The following is a 16,047-nucleotide window of genomic DNA, read 5'->3' as shown; positions in this document are numbered from 1 at the left end:
TAGGAGGGTGCGGTGACCAGGGCGACTCGGGCGGGCATGGAGTTCATCAGCGCGCTCGATCAGGGCAGCCTCGGCGGGCTCGGCCGGCTCTGCGCGCCGGGGGCGACCTGGTGGGTCGACACCGGACCCGACCGGCTCGGCGGCGATCCGCGGCTGGCCCCGGACGGCAGCGGCCGCTTCCCGCTGCACGGGCGCATGACGATGGACCGCAAGCTCGCCCTCATGCGCGAGCAGGGGCCGGGTGCGTTCCCGACCGGCTGCCGGCAGATCCCGCGCCGCGTGGTCGTCGGCGACGACTGGTGCGTCATCGAGGTCGACGGCCACGGCGTGCACGCGAACGGCCGCACCTACGCCAATCGCTACGGCTTCGTCTTCGACGTCGACGCGCGGGGCGCGATCACGTCGGTGCGCGAGTACCTGGACACCCTGCACGCCCAGGACGTCATCGGCGACGGCGAGCCCGTGCCGCGCACCGGCCTGGATCACGTGCCCGAGGCGGGCGAGCCGCTGCCGGAGCCCGCGGGGGCGATGTGGCCGGCGCTGGCCCGCGGGGACATCGACGCGTTCGCGGCGCTGTTCGCCGCAGACGCCACCTGGTGGACGGACTCGGGGCGGGACCGGCGGCGCGGGCGCCACCACGGCACGGGCGACATCGACGCGAACGGCCCGTTCCACGGCACGGTCGCGATGGCCGACAAGCTCGCCCAGATGCGCCGGCGACTCGCCGACGGCGCGTACCGCTCGGCCGCCGTCACCGTGACCCCGCACCGCTGGCTCGCCGACGACACGCTGGTCGCCATCGAGGCGAGCGGCGACGCGCTGCTGAGCGACGGCGGGAGGTACCAGAACCGCTACCTCTGGATCGTCGACGTCCGCGACCACGGGATCGCCGCGGTCCGGGAGTACTGCGACACCCTGCACCTCGCCGACCTGATGGGCCTGCTGTGAACTCCAACGACCTGCGCCACGTGCTGACCACCACCCGCGCGATCCGGCGCCGGCTCGACTACGACCGGCCCGTGGACCTCGCGGTGCTCGGCGAGTGCCTGCAGCTCGCCCTCCAGGCCCCCACCGGCGGCGGTGCCGAGGACTGGCGCTGGGTCGTCGTCGCCGATCCCGCGCGCAAGGCCGAGCTCGCCGCGCTGTACCTCGAGGCCTACCTCGAACACGTCCACAAGCCTCTGCACAGCGACGAGGGCACCGCCCACAGCACGGTCCAGGGCCGCCTCGGCGGCGTCGGCGCCGACGGCCGGGTCAACCCGCGAACCGCGCGCATCCTCGACGGGGCCGAGCACCTGGCGCACAACATCGGCCGGGCGCCGTACCTCGTCATCCCCTGCGCCACCCGCCCGAACCCGGCGCACGGCGGCGCGGGCACGCACTCGGCGGTGTACGGCTCGCTGTACCCGGCGATCTGGCAGTTCAACCTGGCGCTGCGGGCCCGCGGGCTCGGCACCTGCATCACCACGCTCCACCTGCACCACGCCGAGCGGGCCGCGGCGCTGCTCGGCATCCCCGCCGACGCGCTGCAGATCACGCTGCTGCCCGTCGCGTACACCGTCGGCACCGACTTCCGCCCCGCCGCCCGCCGCCCGGTCGGCGAGGTCGCGTACCTCGACCGGTGGGGCGCGCCGCTGCCCTACTCGGACCAGCCCTGGGGAGAGACCCACGCATGAGCGATCCCGTCATCCGCGACATCGACGAGGTACTGAGCACCACCCGCGCCGTGCGCCACCGCATGGACTTCGACCGGCCCGTCGGCCGCGAGGTCGTCGAGGAGTGCCTGCGCCTCGCTCAGCAGGCGCCGATGGGCTCCAATCTCGAGGACTGGCGCATCGTCTGCGTCGACGATCCGGACCTCAAGAGCAGACTTTCGCAGCTGTACTCCGAAGTCTGGTACGAGACCGTCGAGGCCCCCCTGGCCAGCGGCGAGGCCGCGACCGTCACGCGCCTGTCCCCGTCGGTGCGCCCCGACCCCGTCGCCGCGGCGCGGCAGCAGCGGGTGCTCGCGGCGGTGAAGTACCTCGTCGACCATCTCACCGAGGTGCCGGTGCTCGTGATCCTGTGCAGCACCAAGCCGATCCCCGAGCGGCCGGTCGGCGGGGCCGCGTCCGGGTACTACGGCTCCGTCTTCCCGTTCGCGTGGTCCTTCCAGCTCGCCCTGCGCTCGCGCGGCCTCGGCTCGGTGATGGCCACCGCGATGGCGCACAAGGCCCGCAAGGTCCAGGCGGTGCTGGGCCTGCCCGACGACTGGCGCCCGATCACGCTGCTGCCGGTGGCGTACACCAAGGGCCTCGACTTCCGCCCGGCCGCCCGCGCCGAGCTCAAGGACGTGGCGTTCTGGAACGGTCCGGCGTGAGGGCCGCCTACGTCGCCGAGCCGTCGGCCGAGGACCCGGCCGGAGCCGTGCGCGTCGGCGAGGTGCCGGTGCCCGAGGCGCCCCCGGGCTGGGTCGGCGTCGACGTGCGCGCCGGCGCGCTCAACATGCACGACGTGTTCACCCTCCGCGGCGTGATGACGCCCGCGGGCCCCGGGCCGCACGTCATCGGCAGCGACGCCGCGGTTGTCCACAATGGACGGGATTTCGTCGTGTACCCCGTGCTGCCGGCCGAGACCGGAGGCCGGACGGTCGCCCACGCCACCCTGTTGCCCGACGCCGGGCACGGCGTGCTCGCCGAGCGCATCGTGGTGCCCGAGGCCCACCTGGTGCCCAAGCCGGCCGGGCTGTCCTGGGAGGAGGCGGCCTGCCTGCCGACCGCGTGGCTGACCGCCTACCGGATGCTGTTCACCAAGGCCCAGGCCGGTCCCGGGCGGGTCGTGCTCGTCCAGGGCGCCGGCGGGGGAGTCGCGACCGCCGCGACCGCCCTCGCCGTCGCGGCCGGTGCCACGGTCGTCGTCACGTCCCGCTCGGCGGCCAAGCGCGAGCGGGCCCTCGCCCTCGGCGCGAGCGCCGCGCTGGACAGCGGGGCCCGGCTGCCGCAGCTCGCCGACATCGTGGTCGAGACCGTCGGGCCGGCCACGTTCGAGCACTCGATGGCCTCGACGCGCGCCGGCGGCACCGTCGTCGTCTGCGGCGGCTCGACCGGCTTCACGGCGCCGCTGCACCTGGCCCGGCTCTTCGCCCGCGAGGTGACCGTGTGCGGCTCCACGATGGGCACGCTGGAGGAGTTCCGGGCGCTGGTCGAGTTCGTGGACGCGCACGGCATCCGGCCCGCGGTCGACAGCACCGTGGAGCTCGACGGCGTGGGACGGCAGGCGGGGCGCATGCTCGCCGGGGACGCGTTCGGCAAGCTCTGCGTGCGCGTGTCATGAGCGGGCCCGTCGAGATTTCCCGGCGCGGTGCCGCGCTCTGGGCGCGCATCGACCGTACCGATGCCGCCAATGCCTGCGGGTCCACGGTCATGGCGGGGCTGGAGTCGTGGCTGTCCCGGGCCGGCGAGCCCGGCGTGCGGGTGCTCGTGCTGACCGGGACCGGCCGGCACTTCTGCGCCGGCGCCGACATGGTCGAGGGCACGGCGCTGCTCGGCGACCAGCCGGCCCTGCGCGCGTACCTCGACCGCGGCCGCCGGCTGGTCCGCGCGGTGCGGGCCAGCCCGGTGCCGACCATCGCCGCGGTCAACGGCGTCGCGTTCGGGGGCGGGCTGGAGCTGCTGCTGGCGTGCGACCTCGCGATCGCCGCCGACACCGCCCGCATCGGCGACCGGCACATCGCCGCCGCCCAGGTGCCGGGCTGGGGCTCCAGCGTGCTGCTGCCCCGCGCGATCGGCCCGGCCGCGGCCCGGCGGCTGCTGCTCACCGGCGAGACCTGGACCGGCCTGGAGGCCATGGCCAACGGCCTGGTAGGCGAGTGCGTGCCCGCCGACGCCCTCGGGTCCCGCGCGACCGCCCTCGCCGAGCACCTGGCGTCCCTCGACCCCGCGGCCGTGGCGCGCATGCTGCGCGTGGCCCGCCCCGTCATCGACGAGGCGGAGTGGGACCGCGAGTGGCAGACCCTCACCGAGCATCTCGCGTCCCAGGAGTAGCCCATGCGTACCCCGCACAAGACCACCGTCGCGAACCCGGACGCCCTGCTGGAGCTGGTCGGCGCCGAGCTCGGCGCGAGCGGGACCCGGATCATCACCCAGGAGCAGGTGAACACCTTCGCCGACGTGACCGGCGACCACCAGTGGATCCACGTGGACGTGGAGCGCGCTCGCTCGGGCCCGTTCGGTACGACCATCGTGCACGGCTTTTTCACCCTGGCCCTCGTCCCGCTGCTGCTGGCCGACATCCTGGAGGTCGAGTCGTACTCCATGGGCGTCAACTACGGCCTGGACCGCGTCCGGTTCGTGAAGCCGCTGCCGCCCGGCACCGAGATCCAGGCGACCGCGACGCTGGTGTCGGCGACCCCGATCGACGGCGGCGTCCAGGCGAAGGCCGCGGTCGTGGTCGAGTTCGCCGCGGACGGCCAGACCTGCTGCGCCGCCGAGTCGGTGTTCCGCTACTACGCCTGACAGCGATGCTGCCGGGGTGGGCACCGACACCGTTGCGCTCGCCGCGTCCCTCCTCGGCCAGCCGCTGCGTCTCGTGGGCGACCTGGGCGGCTCACGCCGATCGCGGGTCCTGCGCTGCGAGGCGGCCGACGGGTCCGTCATCGTCAAGCGCTTCGTGTCCGACGACGGCGGCGCCGAGCGCGAGGCGGTCGGCCTGGCCGTGTTCGACCCGCCTTTCTGGTGGAGCCGAGCCCAGCCGACGTCCTGTGGCCGACGGACACCTGCCCCGACAACGCCGTCCTGGCCGGCGACGGCTGGTGGTTCCTGGACCTCGAGGGAACCGACGTCGGCCACGCGGCCCTCGCGGCGGCCTCCACGGTGCTGCCGTTCGCCACCTGCTGGTGCGTGTTCGACCCGCCGCCGGGCCTCACCGACGAGTTCTTCGCCGCGTTCACCGCCGGGCTCGGGTCGCACGCCCCCGAGGCCGTCGCGGCGCCGGACTGGCCTCGCCACGTGACCGCCGCGTGCGCGGCCTACGTCAGTTTCAACACCGCGTGGTTCCTCGACGGCGCGAACGAGGGGCGCCCGAGCGCCGGCCCGGCCGGCCGCTCGCCGAGCTACCGGCAGCTGCTGACCTCCCGCTGGCGCTGGGGCGCCCTGGCCCTGCGCGACGACTTCCCCGCGCTGTCGGCCGCCTTGCGCGCCGCGGCCGGCTGGGCGTCGCGCACCTGGGGCGGCGACGCGGAGACGACCGGCTGCCCGGCCTTCCGCTAGAACGCGCCGTTGACCAGGTCGTGGAGGGTCTCGAGGGTCTCCTCCCACGGGGTTCGGGGCCGTCCACATCGCACACCAGAAGCGCGGCACTCGGGTTCGGGACGCAGATCGACGTGCAGCCGATCAGCGATGGCACCGTGGGTGGGGCGTGGGGCGACGGCGTGACTGGGCGGGCCGTAGCCCGGTACGTCGGCAAGTACGTCACCAAGTCCGCCGAGTCGGCCGGCGCGACCCCACGCCCGATCAAGCGGGTGTCCGATCTGGAGTACCTGCACCTTCCGGCGCACACCGCACGGATGGCGCGAGCTTGCTTCGACCTGGCGGCGATCCCGGCGTACGGGGAGCTGAACCTGCGGAAGTGGGCGCACATGCTCGGGTACCGCGGACACTGCGCTACCAAGAGCCGGGTCTACTCCGTCACCTACGGGCAGCTCCGGCAGGACCGGCGGCAGCACCGGGACGCCGAGCGGCGAGCCCGGCATGGACTGCCCGAGCTTGGTGGGCGCCTGGTCGTCATCGACTCCGAGTGGACCGTCATCCAGACCGGCCTCTCCTACGGTGAACGACCGATCGTCGATGCTATCCGCCTGCGGCAGCGAACTGCGGCAGCGATCAGAGCCCAGCGGGCCGCCTCGTGACAGCCACTCGTGACCGCCATGGGTGGTTACAACTTTCTCTACAGGGTCAAGGCGCCGCTGGCGCGGCGCAACCGGGGCGCCCGGGGCACTTCGCCCGCCCGCTTCGGCTTCGCCTACGCGGGCGGCAAGCGCCGGCGCCCGACAGCGGATTCGTATACGTGCAGTTCTACGGTTCAGTGGGCTTCTTTGCGATCTTCGGCTAACACAACAGCCTGCAATCTGATCAGCCGGACCCCGAAGCGACTGGCTCGTCAGGCCAGCGCGGCCACAGCTTGAAGCACGGCGGCCGCTGACGAGACTGGCAGGATCAGCTCCACCCCCAAGAACGGCTTCGATAGGTGCCAGGGCCGCACCGTTGGCACGTCGAGCTTCACCATCTCGATGTACTCGCCGGAGCCGTCATCGTAGGCGGTCTTGAAGACGTACAACTCGACGGTCGGATCGTCCGTCTCGATCACGATCGGTTCGGAGCGGTGAAGCTGGTCGGCCTCGTCCAAGTACGCCGTGCAAGCCGCCTCGGAACACCAGTCGGGGTGATACGCGGAGTTCATCGCCGCTCCTAGTCGCAGTACCTTGGGACACGTCCCCCGGGATCTCAGCCGCAGAAACGCCGGGGAGCGTCACCCGCAGCGGCGTGGCCCCCGCCGACCGAGTTCCTCGGCGAACATCAGCGCCACCGCCGCGATCTCATGAGCACCGGCGATGGCATCCCGCCACGTGCCGCCGAGGCCGGACGAGAACTCGATCTCGGAGTCCCCGTCGTGGACGAACATGACGACGTCGTCATCGACGAACTCGATCCGGGCACGAGCGCCCCGCACGTCGAGCGAGCCGATGCGTACCGGCTCCGCAGTCTCAACGGCAGCGTCACCAGCCTGCATGGACACCTCCTGCGGATCACCGCCACCACGTCCAGTGAGCGGCTGTTCATCCACAGTCTTGCGATCACCGGGAGCGTTGAGAACAACTGCGGTGTCCGTCGATGTCCGCGCCTGTCCGGGCGCGGCGGACAGTCAGCTCGTCAGCTCCCGCTGCGCCGGACGGAATGCAAGGCAGGCGTCGCGGAGGTCCTTCGCCTCACGGACGCCGGTGCTCTCCACACCGGCAAGGACCTCAGCAGCGCGCCACCAGTTGGATGGGACGATCCGTCCCGAGGTGACCGCCGACAGCGCCTCGGCGCTGGCCTCGTCCGGTCGATCGGCGGCCAGGAGCGCGAGGGCCAGGTCGAGGCGGGCAGATGCGACCCGACGCGGACGTGGGACGCCGCCGGGCTCGGACAGCAGCTCGTCGATGGCAGTGCGGGCGAACTCCTCCGCCGCCGGGTCGCCGACCCAGGCCAAGGTCGTAGCGGTGTACGAGATGGCCTTCGCCGGGTCGTAGCGGTAGTGATGCTCCGCGTGCTCCGGCGTGGGCAGGTTGCTCACCAGCCGCGCGACCCGTTCCAAAGCATCGCGGGTCTCCCCGGCCTTGCCCATTCGTGCCCAGGCGCGGCCCTCCTGGGCGGTCGCCTGGATGAGCGCCGACCCGCCGGACGGGGCGAGTGCTCGCGCCTGCTGCGACAAGGCAAGGGCCTCCGCATACCGGCCGTCCGTCAAGACATCCCAGGCCCGCGTCTCCATACACCACGCACGGATCTCGTCCTGTCCGGCATGCGCGGCCATCTGTTCCGCCGTGGCCAGCCAGGCTTCGGCGGCCGGTCGCTGCCGGAGGTCAATGTGCAGCGTGGCGGCCAGGAGCGAGAGCCAGCCGCCGACGACGAGCAGGCGGCGCTGAGCGTCGATCGTCATCCGCGCGTCGACCAGGCCGGTCACGTAGCCGAGGTACCGCCGGACCTGCGGCAACAGGTCAGCCGGCGGGGTGGCGGCATAGCTCATCGCCATTCGATCGGCCGCCTGCTCAAGGCGGGTCAGGGTGCCGTCGCTGACGTCGCTCGCTTCGATCCGGCGGGCCAGCTCGATGGCCTCAAGCTCCGCGTCAACAGACGGAGCGGTAGGCGGTACGGCAGGCTGCGGCTGCACCAGGGCGACCAGCGCTCCCCCGGCGTCCAGCGCCTCGTCAAGCCGCTGAGCGACCTCGACGGTTGGCGCGGCCCGGCCGGTGGCAAGGTCGTGGACGTAGGTCTTGCCCTGGTACACCCGGGCGGCGAGCGCCCGGTACGAGATGCCCCGCGCCTCAAGCAACGCGCGCAGCAGATCACCGAACCGTGGATCGACCTCGTTGCGCGCCATCGACGTTTCCCCTCGTCGGACACCGCGAATCTAGCACCCCAGAGGGGTCCGCAGCCCGGCCGAAACCGGGGGCGACGCCCAGCGCCGCGAAAGGCTGCTGGCTGCTAACGTCCTGATCAGCTCACGTTTCAGGTGCTAGTACGGGTGCTAGCGCTAGCAGCCTCAGGTGCTAGAACTAGCATCGCGCGGCCACTGCGCATTCGGTGAAGCTTTGCGACCTGGTGTACCGCGAGGAGGAGCGCGAGATGATCCCGCTCTGCCTCGACGAGGGCGTCGGCACCCTCATCTGGAGCCCGCTCGCCCGCGGCCGGCTCGCCCGCGCCTGGGACGACGCGAAGTCGACCGCCCGGGCCGCGACCGACGGCGGCTTCGCCGACATGCTGTACACGCCCGCCGAGGAGGCCGCCAACCGCGCGATCGTCGACGCCGTCGGCACGATCGCGGCCGAGCGCGGCGCCACCCGGGCCCAGGTCGCCCTGGCCTGGCTGCGCGGGAACCCGGTGGTCACCGCGCCGCTCGTCGGCGCCAACACGATCGCCCAGATCGACGACGCCGTGGCCTCGCTGGACATCGACCTCACCGGCGAGGAGGTCGCGGCCCTGCGGCGGCCCTACACCCCGCGGTACGACTTCCAGGGTGTCTCCGACGAGGCCGAGATGCAGCGCATCCGCGACAGCATCCCCGGCTACGCCAACGCCTGAGCGGGCACTGCGCTCCGGTTCACTCCGCGATGTCGGCGTTCGGGGCCACGAACCGGCCCCGGTAGAACGACAGCGCGGGGACCCGGGACGGCTTCAGGTGGACGTGGTCGATGTCGAGCAGGACGATCACGTGGTCGCCGCTCGTGATGACCTCGTCGCGCCGGCCCGCCAGGACGGCCGGGGTGGCGGGCAGGAGGGGCACGCCGTCGGGGCCCGGGACCCAGGCGACGCCGCCCAGCTTCTCGGGGCCGGTCAGGCCCGAGGTGGCGAACCGCCGGGCCACGTCCTCCTGCTCCTGGCTCAGGATGTGGATCGCGATGCGCTGCGACTCCATCAGCACGCGGAAGCTCGACGACGAGGTCGCGACGCAGAACAGGACCTTCGGCGGGGTCAGCGACACCGATGTGAAGGAGTTCACGGTCAGCGCGGCCACGGCGCCGTCGGTCGCGACGGCGGTCACCGCGGTCACCCCAGTGGGGAAGTGCCCGCACACCTGGCGGAACTCGGCCGAGTCGAACAAGGGCTCAGTCATCATCGTTGCACCGCCGGGTCGGAGGGGTGATCGGGGCGGAGCCCGCCTTCGAGTTCGATCAGGCACAGCGTGTGCCCGCCGGGGTCCTTCACCAGCTGCAGACGGCCGTGGGGGCTGTCGACCGGGCCGACGGTCGGGGTGCCGCCGAGCGCGGTGACGCGGGCGAGGGCCGCGTCGAGGGACGCGACCGTGAAGTACGTGATCCACTTGGACGGCAGCAGGTTCGGCCACTCGTTGTCCAGCTCCAGCACGCCCGCGACCGGGACGTCGCCGAGCATGAGCACGGTGTAGGGGCGGGCCGTGGGGGAGTCGTCGCGCTGCTGGGTGGTGTAGCCGAAAAGAGAGCGGTAGTACTGGACCGAGCGCTCGGGCTCGCCGGTGTCCAGCTCGTTCCAGCACAGGGCGCCGACCGAGTTCAGCGCCTGGACGCCGGCCCGCGACTCGCCCTGGTAGAGGCCGAAGACCGCGCCGAACGGGTCGACGACGACCCCGCCGGTGCCGGCGGCCGGGAGGTAGCGGGGGCGGGTGACCAGCTCGCCGCCGAGGTCGACCGCCTGGCGGGCGGAGCGCTCGATGTCGTCGACGGCGAAGTAGGTGATCCAGCCGCGGGGGCGGCCGCCGTGCAGGGCGGCGGCGTCGGAGATGCCGGCGACGTCGCGGCCGTCGACGCTGCACATCCGGTACGTCCCGCTGCCGAGCGGCTCGTGACGTACCGACCAGCCCAGCAGGGCCGCGTAGAACCGCTCGGCCTTGTCCGGGTCGGGGGTGCACAGCTCGACCCAGACGGCCTCACCGGCGTGGAAGCGGTGGTTCATGCGTGAACCTCCCGGGATGTGATGGTCGCGGCGGAGATCTCGTAGGCGCGCTCGGGGCTGCCGGTGGCCAGGCTGGCCTCGACGACCCCGACGACGCCGCGCAGGGTGTCGCCCGGCACCGCGGCGAGGGCGGCGACCACCTCGTCCACCGCGGCGTCGAGGTCGTCGTCGGACACCACGCGGGCGACCAGGCCCCAGCCGAGCAGGTCGGCCGCGGTGGCCTCGGTGACGCCGGTCAGCAGCGCGTACGCCTGCGGGCGCGGCAGCCGCCGGGCGATCGTGAAGCCGACGCCGGCCGGGGCGAAGCCGAAGCGGACCTCGGGCAGCGTCAGGCGGGCGTTCTGCCCGGCGATGGGCAGGTGCAGCGCGGCGAGCAGCCCGGCGCCGAAGCCGATGACCCGGCCGCGGACGGCGGCCACGACCGGGACGGGCAGGTCCCGGATGCGGCCGAGCTGGGTGTCGCTGTCGCGCAGGCCGGCCGCGACCGACTCCGCCGTCGCGCCCGCGAGGCCGGCGAACGAGGAGGTGTCCCAGCCGCCGCAGAAGTGCCGACCGGCCATGTCGAGCCGCACGACCGCGCAGGCCGGATGGGCCGCCGCGGACTGCATGGCCGCGACCAGTTCGCGCAGCGCGTGGTCGTCGAAGGCGTTGCCGCGCCCGGCGTTGTCGTAGCCCACCCGGGCGACGCGGCCGTCGTGTTCGCGGGTCAAGGTGATGGGCACGGCCGGATCATACATACCAGTCGGTATGAAGGCAACGCAGGCCTCTGACCGGCGGTTTGTCACGCCGATGTCACGGACGCGATACCGGTTCGACCTGTTGACTTGATACCGGCTGGTCGGTACTTTGTGGCGAGCGTCACGGGCTCGATTCGCAGTGACACATCAGCCTCATCGCTGTGAAGGACATCGATAATGATGAAGCACCCCCGAAGGTCGTTGTCGCTGGTCACCACGGTTGCCGTGGCAGCGCTCGGCCTGGCCGCCTGCGGCGGCACCACGGACTCCGGCGCCAGCAGCGGCAACACCCCCAGCACCGCCCCGATCCGGGCGCTGCTGGCCGCGCAGCCGGCCACCCTCGACCCCATCGTCGGCGCGCGCTCCGCCCAGATCGTCTGGGCGACGATGCTCGAGCCGCTGATCAACACCGACTCGTCGCTCAAGCCGGTCGACACCGGCATCGTGACGAGCTGGACCCGCACCGACCCGACGACCTGGACCTTCAAGGTCCGCGACGGCGTCTCGTTCAGCAACGGCGAGAAGGCCGACGCGGCCGCCGTCGCCAACACGCTGACGCTGACCCGCGACGCGCCGTCGTCCCAGCTGAAGTCGTACTTCACCAACGTCGCCAGCATCGAGGCGCCGGACGCGACCACGGTCGTGATGAAGACGAAGACGCCGCAGTACAACTACCCGGACCTGCTCACCACGGTCTACCTGGTGCCGCCGGCCTACTACAAGGAGAAGGGCTCGGAGGGCTTCGCCGCCGACCCGATCGGCACCGGGCCCTACGTGTGGGCGGGCGCCCACGCCGGGCGCGACATGTCCGTGAAGAAGAACGACAACTACTGGGGCCCGAACAAGGCACAGAACAGCGGCATCACGTTCACCTGGGCCAATGAGGCGTCCCAGCGCCTGGCCCTGATCCAGAGCAAGAGCGTCGACGTCTCCTTCGACCTGCCGCCCGCCCAGACGAGCGAGGCCAAGAAGGCCGGCATCAACGTGGTGAGCACCGAGACCGCGATGAAGATCATCGCGTTCCTCGACTCGACCAAGGCGCCGTTCGACGACCCGAAGCTGCGGGAGGCGGCCGCCCTGGCCATCGACCGCGACGCGATCGTCAAGGGCATCTTCGACGGCCAGGCCGTCGCCGACTCCGGGCTGCTCAACATCAACCCGGGCTCGAAGCCGGCGTCGAGCGTGACCGCGGACCCGGCCAAGGCCAAGGAGCTCGTCGGCTCCGCGGCGCCGGCCGTGCAGATCACCTACCCGGCGAACCAGTACACCAACATCGCCGAGGTCAGCCAGGCCGTCGGCGGCGCGCTGGAGAAGGCCGGCTTCAAGGTCAGCTACGTGCCGATCGACTACGGCACGCTGGTCAAGCGGGTCGTCGGCCGTCAGGTCCCCGGCATCGCGATCTTCGCCGGCGTCCCGAACGTCGCCTCGCCCGACTACTTCGTCTCCGGCTTCATGCGGACGAAGTCGATCACCGGCAACTGCGCCGACCCGCAGATCGACGACCTGGCCACCAAGGCGCTGGAGCAGACCGACGCCGCGGCCGCCGCCCCGATCTACGAGCAGCTCAACACGATCGGCGTGGTCGACAAGCACTGCTACGTGCCGCTGTACCGGCAGATCTTCAACTACGCGACCGGTGCCGGGGTCAAGGGCGTGGTGTTCGGCCCGCTGAACACCGTCGACTTCACCAAGACGACCCACTGACGATGCCCGAGGCAGCGAAGACGGAGGTGGCGGGCCGCATCAGCGACGCGGCCCGCCGCCCCGGCACCCCCGAGACCGACGCACCCGTCCTGGTGGTCGACCAGCTCGTCGTCGATCACCGCAACCGCACGACCGGCGAGATCTTCCGGGCCGTGGACCACGTGTCGCTGCGCATCGAGGCCGGCGAGAGTGTGGCGGTCGTGGGCGAGTCCGGCTCGGGCAAGACGACGCTCGCCCTCGCCGCGACCGGGCTCGGCCCGCGCGGCGGGGGCGACATCCGCCTGCTCGGGCACTCGCTGTCCTCGGTCGGCCGCAAGCAGTTGCGCCGGCTGCGGCCCGAGGTCCAGGTGGTATTCCAGGACCCGCACGGCTCGCTGGACCCGCGCCAGTCCGTGCGCTCCGGCCTGAAGGAGCTGCGGGCCCTGCAGCCGAAGCGGACCGCCTGGATCGACGACGCGGCGCTGCTCGGCCGGGTCCGGCTCGCCCCCGAGCTGCTGGAGCGCTACCCGCACCAGCTCTCCGGCGGCCAGGCCCAGCGGGTGTGCATCGCCCGCGCCCTGCTCATGCGCCCGCGGCTGATCGTCGCGGACGAGCCGACCTCCGGGCTGGACGTCTCCGTGCAGGCCGACGTACTGGCCCTGCTGCGCGAGATCCGCACGGCCACCGGCGCGGCCCTGCTCATGATCAGCCACGACCTGGCCGTCGTGCGCTCCGTCTGCGACACGGTGCACGTGATGTACCGCGGCCAGGTGGTCGAGTCCGGCCCGTGCGAGCGGGTCTTCGCCGAACCCGAGAACGACTACACGCGCGAGCTGCTGGCCGCCATGCCCGGCGCGCGCTGGAGGGCCCGCCGATGAAGGCCAGCACAATCCGCAGAATCGGCGGCCGCCTGGCAGCGCTGCTCGCGTCGCTGCTCATCGCGCTGAGCATGGCGTTCCTGCTCGGCCGGCTGTCGGGCGACCCGACCGCCACCATCCTGGGCCCCATGGCCCCGGAGGAGCAGCGCATCGAGCTGCGCCACGAGCTCGGCCTCGACCGGCCGCTGCTCGTGCAGTACCTCGACTACCTCAAGGGCGTCTTCACCGGCGACCTCGGCCAGTCGCTGCAGTTCTACCAGTCCAACACCTCCATGATCATGGACCGGCTGCCGTTCACCCTGCAGCTCGTCGCGGCCGGCATGGCCCTCGCCGTGCTCGTCGGCGTGCCGCTCGGCGTGCTCGCCGCGACCCGCGAGGGCACCTGGTGGGACCGGGCCGCCTCGACCCTGGCCCTGCTCGGCCAGTCGGTGCCGGTGTTCTGGTTCGGGATGATGCTCGTGGTGCTCTTCGCCGTGCGGCTGGGCTGGCTGCCGGCCGGGCAGTCGGGCACCCCCGCCCATCTCGTGCTGCCGGCGCTGACGATGTCCGTCTACCCCATGGCCCAGATCGCCCGGCTCACCCGGGCCTCGATGAGCGACGCGCTCGCCGAGCCCTACATCGACTCCGCCCGCGCCCGCGGCATCCTGCGGCGCCGGGTCGTGTGGCGGCACGCGTTCAAGAACGCGATGATGCCGATCCTCACCATCGTGGTGCTGCAGACCGGCATTCTGCTCTCCGGCGCGGTCGCGGTGGAGTACGTCTACTCCTGGCCCGGCCTCGGCCAGCTCGCGCTGCAGGCCATCCAGTTCCGCGACTTCCCGCTGGTGCAGGCGATCGTGGTCTTCGGGGCCCTCGTCTTCGTCCTGCTCAACCTGCTCGTCGACGTCATCCACTCGATCGTCGACCCGAGGGTGAGGTGACCGCCGTGACCGAGGTCGCGCTCGCGCCCGATGTCCGCCCCGCCGCGCCGAAACGACGCCGGACCTCGGCGTTCTGGCTGGCCGTACCGATCGCCGTCATCGTCGTGGCCGTCTTCGTCCTGCCGCTGACCGGCCTGCTGCCCGACACCGGGCAGGACCTCGCCGCCACCCGGCGCCCGCCCGGCTGGCTCGGCGGCGGCTCCTGGTCGCACCCGCTCGGCACCGACAAGCTCGGCCAGGACGTGCTCACCCAGTTCGTCTCCGCCGGCCGGCTCACGATCGTCATCGGCCTGGTCGGCGCGTTCGTCGCGATCGGCCCCGGCACGCTGCTCGGCCTGCTCGCCGGCTACTTCCGCGGCTGGGTCGACCGGCTCATCTCCATCCTCATCGACGCGCAGCTGGCCCTGCCGTTCATCCTCATCGCCCTGGCGATCATCTCCAACCGGGGCAGCTCCCTGCCCGTGCTGTTCCTGGTGCTGTCGCTCACCGGCTGGGCGATCTGCGCCCGGGTCACCCGCTCGGCCACGCTCGCCATCCGGGAGCGGCAGTTCGTGCTCGGGCTGCGCGCCGCCGGGGCCTCCGAGGCGCGGATCGTGTTCCGGCACATCCTGCCCAACCTCGCCGGCACCATCGTCGCGCTCGGCACCCTGCAGGTCGGCACCGCGATCCTCGTGGAGAGCGCGCTGAGCTTCCTCGGGCTCGGCGTCGTCCCGCCGATGATCAGCTGGGGGTCGCTGCTCGCGTCCGGCCAGAACGAGCTCAGCCAGGCGTGGTGGATCGCGTTCTTCCCCGGCCTGGCCATCACGGTCCTCGTCGTGCTGGTCAACCTGCTCGGCGACGCCCTGCTCACCCACCACGACCCGCGGAAGAGGCAGCGATGACGAGCCTGCTGGATGTGGCCGGGCTGTCCATCACCGCCCGGGTCGGCGACCGGGACGTGCCGCTGCTCGACGACGTCGACCTGCGCATCGGCCGCGGCGAGATCGTCGGCGTCGTCGGCGAGTCCGGCAGCGGCAAGACGACCCTCGCCCGGTCGGTCGTCGGGCTGCTGGAGCGCAACGTGCGCGTCGAGCACGGCTCGATCGAGCTGTCCGGCGAGCAGATCGTCGCCCCCGGCGCCGACCGCACCGGCAAGGTCCGCGGCACCGCGGTCGGCATGGTCTTCCAGGACGCCTCGCGCTCCCTGAACCCGCTCATGAAGGTCCGCACCCACCTCGCCGAGGTGCTGCGCCGCCACGTCCCCGGCATCACCAAGGCCGAGGTCGAGCGGCGCTCGGTCGAGGTGCTGGAACAGATGCGCATCACCGACACCGCCCGGGTCCTGGCCGCGTATCCGCACCAGCTCTCCGGCGGCCTGCGCCAGCGCGTCGCCATCGGCCTCGCCGTCGTCACCCGGCCCTCCCTGGTCATCGCCGACGAGTGCACCACCGCGCTCGACGTCACCACCCAGACCAAGGTCGTCGGGCTGTTCCGCACCCTCGTCGACGAGCTCGGCATCGGCCTGCTCTTCGTCACCCACGACCTGATGCTCGCCAGCGACCTGTGCGACCGGATCGCGGTGATGAGCGCCGGGCGGGTCGTGGAGCAGGGCGACGTCACCCACGTGCTCGACCACCCGGAGCAGGAGTACACCCAGCGCCTGCTCGCCGCCATCCCCTCCTGGAGCTGA

20 protein-coding genes are annotated in these 16,047 nt (G+C 72.4%); 14 read left to right on the top strand and 6 right to left on the bottom strand.

The genetic code is table 11. The features are described from left to right. Nucleotides 1-12: 12 nt before the first annotated feature. The 8 genes from ABT369_RS31830 (at nt 13) to ABT369_RS31795 (ending at nt 5,884) form a co-directional block, all read left to right on the top strand. On the top strand, nt 13-948 hold the full coding sequence (locus ABT369_RS31830; protein WP_350617610.1) for a nuclear transport factor 2 family protein: 936 nt from the start codon (nt 13-15) through the stop codon (nt 946-948). Beyond that, entirely contained in the window at nt 945-1,676 is a 732-nt protein-coding gene (locus ABT369_RS31825) for a nitroreductase family protein (RefSeq protein WP_350617609.1), read from the top strand. Before ABT369_RS31830 ends, ABT369_RS31825 begins: the two co-directional genes overlap by 4 nt. Further along, entirely contained in the window at nt 1,673-2,359 is a 687-nt protein-coding gene (locus ABT369_RS31820; protein WP_350617608.1) for a nitroreductase family protein, read from the top strand. Before ABT369_RS31825 ends, ABT369_RS31820 begins: the two co-directional genes overlap by 4 nt. Continuing rightward, complete coding sequence (locus ABT369_RS31815) at nt 2,356-3,312, top strand: zinc-binding dehydrogenase (RefSeq protein ID WP_350617607.1); 957 nt, start codon at nt 2,356-2,358, stop codon at nt 3,310-3,312. Before ABT369_RS31820 ends, ABT369_RS31815 begins: the two co-directional genes overlap by 4 nt. Continuing rightward, nucleotides 3,309-4,022: an enoyl-CoA hydratase/isomerase family protein gene (locus ABT369_RS31810; RefSeq protein WP_350617606.1), complete on the top strand. Its 714-nt coding sequence runs from the start codon at nt 3,309-3,311 to the stop codon at nt 4,020-4,022. The genes ABT369_RS31815 and ABT369_RS31810 overlap by 4 nt, the downstream gene beginning before the upstream one ends. A gap of 3 nt (nt 4,023-4,025) precedes the next feature. After that, complete coding sequence (locus ABT369_RS31805; RefSeq protein ID WP_350617605.1) at nt 4,026-4,493, top strand: MaoC family dehydratase; 468 nt, start codon at nt 4,026-4,028, stop codon at nt 4,491-4,493. Nucleotides 4,494-4,712: 219 nt separating this feature from the next. Further along, entirely contained in the window at nt 4,713-5,246 is a 534-nt protein-coding gene (locus ABT369_RS31800) for a hypothetical protein (RefSeq protein WP_350617604.1), read from the top strand. A 20-nt stretch (nt 5,247-5,266) separates the two neighbouring features. Beyond that, a complete protein-coding gene (locus ABT369_RS31795) occupies nt 5,267-5,884 on the top strand; it encodes a replication initiator (RefSeq protein WP_350617603.1) in 618 nt (205 codons plus the stop codon). Nucleotides 5,885-6,135: 251 nt separating this feature from the next. On the opposite strand, the gene ABT369_RS31790 is transcribed toward ABT369_RS31795, so the two are convergent. The 3 genes from ABT369_RS31790 to ABT369_RS31780 form a co-directional block, all read right to left on the bottom strand. After that, complete coding sequence (locus ABT369_RS31790; protein ID WP_350617602.1) at nt 6,136-6,435, bottom strand: hypothetical protein; 300 nt, start codon at nt 6,433-6,435, stop codon at nt 6,136-6,138. Between the two features lie 69 nt (nt 6,436-6,504). After that, nucleotides 6,505-6,819, bottom strand: coding sequence for a hypothetical protein (locus ABT369_RS31785; RefSeq protein WP_350617601.1), 315 nt, complete (start codon nt 6,817-6,819; stop codon nt 6,505-6,507). Between the two features lie 78 nt (nt 6,820-6,897). Then, a complete protein-coding gene (locus ABT369_RS31780) occupies nt 6,898-8,112 on the bottom strand; it encodes a helix-turn-helix domain-containing protein (RefSeq protein ID WP_350617600.1) in 1,215 nt (404 codons plus the stop codon). Nucleotides 8,113-8,315: 203 nt separating this feature from the next. Between ABT369_RS31780 and ABT369_RS31775 the strand changes: the two genes are divergently transcribed. Continuing rightward, complete coding sequence (locus ABT369_RS31775; protein WP_350617599.1) at nt 8,316-8,813, top strand: aldo/keto reductase; 498 nt, start codon at nt 8,316-8,318, stop codon at nt 8,811-8,813. Between the two features lie 19 nt (nt 8,814-8,832). Here ABT369_RS31775 and ABT369_RS31770 read toward each other — a convergent pair whose 3' ends face one another. Genes ABT369_RS31770 through ABT369_RS31760 form a run of 3 tightly spaced genes read right to left on the bottom strand, consistent with a single transcriptional unit; the run spans nt 8,833 to nt 10,882 of the window. Beyond that, complete coding sequence (locus ABT369_RS31770; protein WP_350617598.1) at nt 8,833-9,348, bottom strand: flavin reductase family protein; 516 nt, start codon at nt 9,346-9,348, stop codon at nt 8,833-8,835. After that, the gene (locus ABT369_RS31765) at nt 9,345-10,160 is read right to left on the bottom strand and encodes a VOC family protein (protein WP_350617597.1); all 816 of its coding nucleotides are present in this window, start codon (nt 10,158-10,160) and stop codon (nt 9,345-9,347) included. The genes ABT369_RS31770 and ABT369_RS31765 overlap by 4 nt, the downstream gene beginning before the upstream one ends. Continuing rightward, nucleotides 10,157-10,882 carry an enoyl-CoA hydratase/isomerase family protein gene (locus tag ABT369_RS31760; RefSeq protein ID WP_350617596.1) on the bottom strand — a complete coding sequence of 242 codons (726 nt, stop codon included), beginning with the start codon at nt 10,880-10,882 and terminating at the stop codon, nt 10,157-10,159. Before ABT369_RS31760 ends, ABT369_RS31765 begins: the two co-directional genes overlap by 4 nt. 192 nt (nt 10,883-11,074) lie before the next feature. On the opposite strand from ABT369_RS31760, the gene ABT369_RS31755 reads away from it, so the two are divergent. The 5 genes from ABT369_RS31755 to ABT369_RS31735 are packed head-to-tail and all read left to right on the top strand — an operon-like array spanning nt 11,075 to nt 16,047. Next, nucleotides 11,075-12,601, top strand: coding sequence for an ABC transporter substrate-binding protein (locus ABT369_RS31755; RefSeq protein ID WP_350617595.1), 1,527 nt, complete (start codon nt 11,075-11,077; stop codon nt 12,599-12,601). Between the two features lie 2 nt (nt 12,602-12,603). Beyond that, entirely contained in the window at nt 12,604-13,458 is an 855-nt protein-coding gene (locus ABT369_RS31750; RefSeq protein ID WP_350617594.1) for an ABC transporter ATP-binding protein, read from the top strand. After that, nucleotides 13,455-14,378: an ABC transporter permease gene (locus ABT369_RS31745; protein ID WP_350617593.1), complete on the top strand. Its 924-nt coding sequence runs from the start codon at nt 13,455-13,457 to the stop codon at nt 14,376-14,378. The genes ABT369_RS31750 and ABT369_RS31745 overlap by 4 nt, the downstream gene beginning before the upstream one ends. A gap of 5 nt (nt 14,379-14,383) precedes the next feature. Further along, nucleotides 14,384-15,259, top strand: a complete 876-nt coding sequence (locus tag ABT369_RS31740; RefSeq protein ID WP_350617592.1) for an ABC transporter permease — start codon at nt 14,384-14,386, stop codon at nt 15,257-15,259. Continuing rightward, nucleotides 15,256-16,047 carry an ABC transporter ATP-binding protein gene (locus ABT369_RS31735; RefSeq protein ID WP_350617591.1) on the top strand — a complete coding sequence of 264 codons (792 nt, stop codon included), beginning with the start codon at nt 15,256-15,258 and terminating at the stop codon, nt 16,045-16,047. The genes ABT369_RS31740 and ABT369_RS31735 overlap by 4 nt, the downstream gene beginning before the upstream one ends.

Source organism: Dactylosporangium sp. NPDC000244, from assembly GCF_040300725.1.
Lineage (GTDB): Bacteria > Actinomycetota > Actinomycetes > Mycobacteriales > Micromonosporaceae > Dactylosporangium.
Note: the sequence above shows the minus strand (reverse complement) of the source record. Positions and strands in the feature narration are given on the sequence as shown.

Bases quoted from the DNA above. Each gene is read 5' to 3' on its own strand.
- ABT369_RS31820 (WP_350617608.1), top strand. From the start codon at position 1,673: ATGAGCGATCCCGTCATCCGCGACATCGACGAGGTACTGAGCACCACC.
- ABT369_RS31810 (WP_350617606.1), top strand. From the start codon at position 3,309: ATGAGCGGGCCCGTCGAGATTTCCCGGCGCGGTGCCGCGCTCTGGGCG.
- ABT369_RS31805 (WP_350617605.1), top strand. From the start codon at position 4,026: ATGCGTACCCCGCACAAGACCACCGTCGCGAACCCGGACGCCCTGCTG.
- ABT369_RS31790 (WP_350617602.1), bottom strand. From the start codon at position 6,435: ATGAACTCCGCGTATCACCCCGACTGGTGTTCCGAGGCGGCTTGCACG.
- ABT369_RS31780 (WP_350617600.1), bottom strand. From the start codon at position 8,112: ATGGCGCGCAACGAGGTCGATCCACGGTTCGGTGATCTGCTGCGCGCG.
- ABT369_RS31770 (WP_350617598.1), bottom strand. From the start codon at position 9,348: ATGATGACTGAGCCCTTGTTCGACTCGGCCGAGTTCCGCCAGGTGTGC.
- ABT369_RS31765 (WP_350617597.1), bottom strand. From the start codon at position 10,160: ATGAACCACCGCTTCCACGCCGGTGAGGCCGTCTGGGTCGAGCTGTGC.
- ABT369_RS31755 (WP_350617595.1), top strand. From the start codon at position 11,075: ATGATGAAGCACCCCCGAAGGTCGTTGTCGCTGGTCACCACGGTTGCC.
- ABT369_RS31750 (WP_350617594.1), top strand. From the start codon at position 12,604: ATGCCCGAGGCAGCGAAGACGGAGGTGGCGGGCCGCATCAGCGACGCG.
- ABT369_RS31745 (WP_350617593.1), top strand. From the start codon at position 13,455: ATGAAGGCCAGCACAATCCGCAGAATCGGCGGCCGCCTGGCAGCGCTG.
- ABT369_RS31735 (WP_350617591.1), top strand. From the start codon at position 15,256: ATGACGAGCCTGCTGGATGTGGCCGGGCTGTCCATCACCGCCCGGGTC.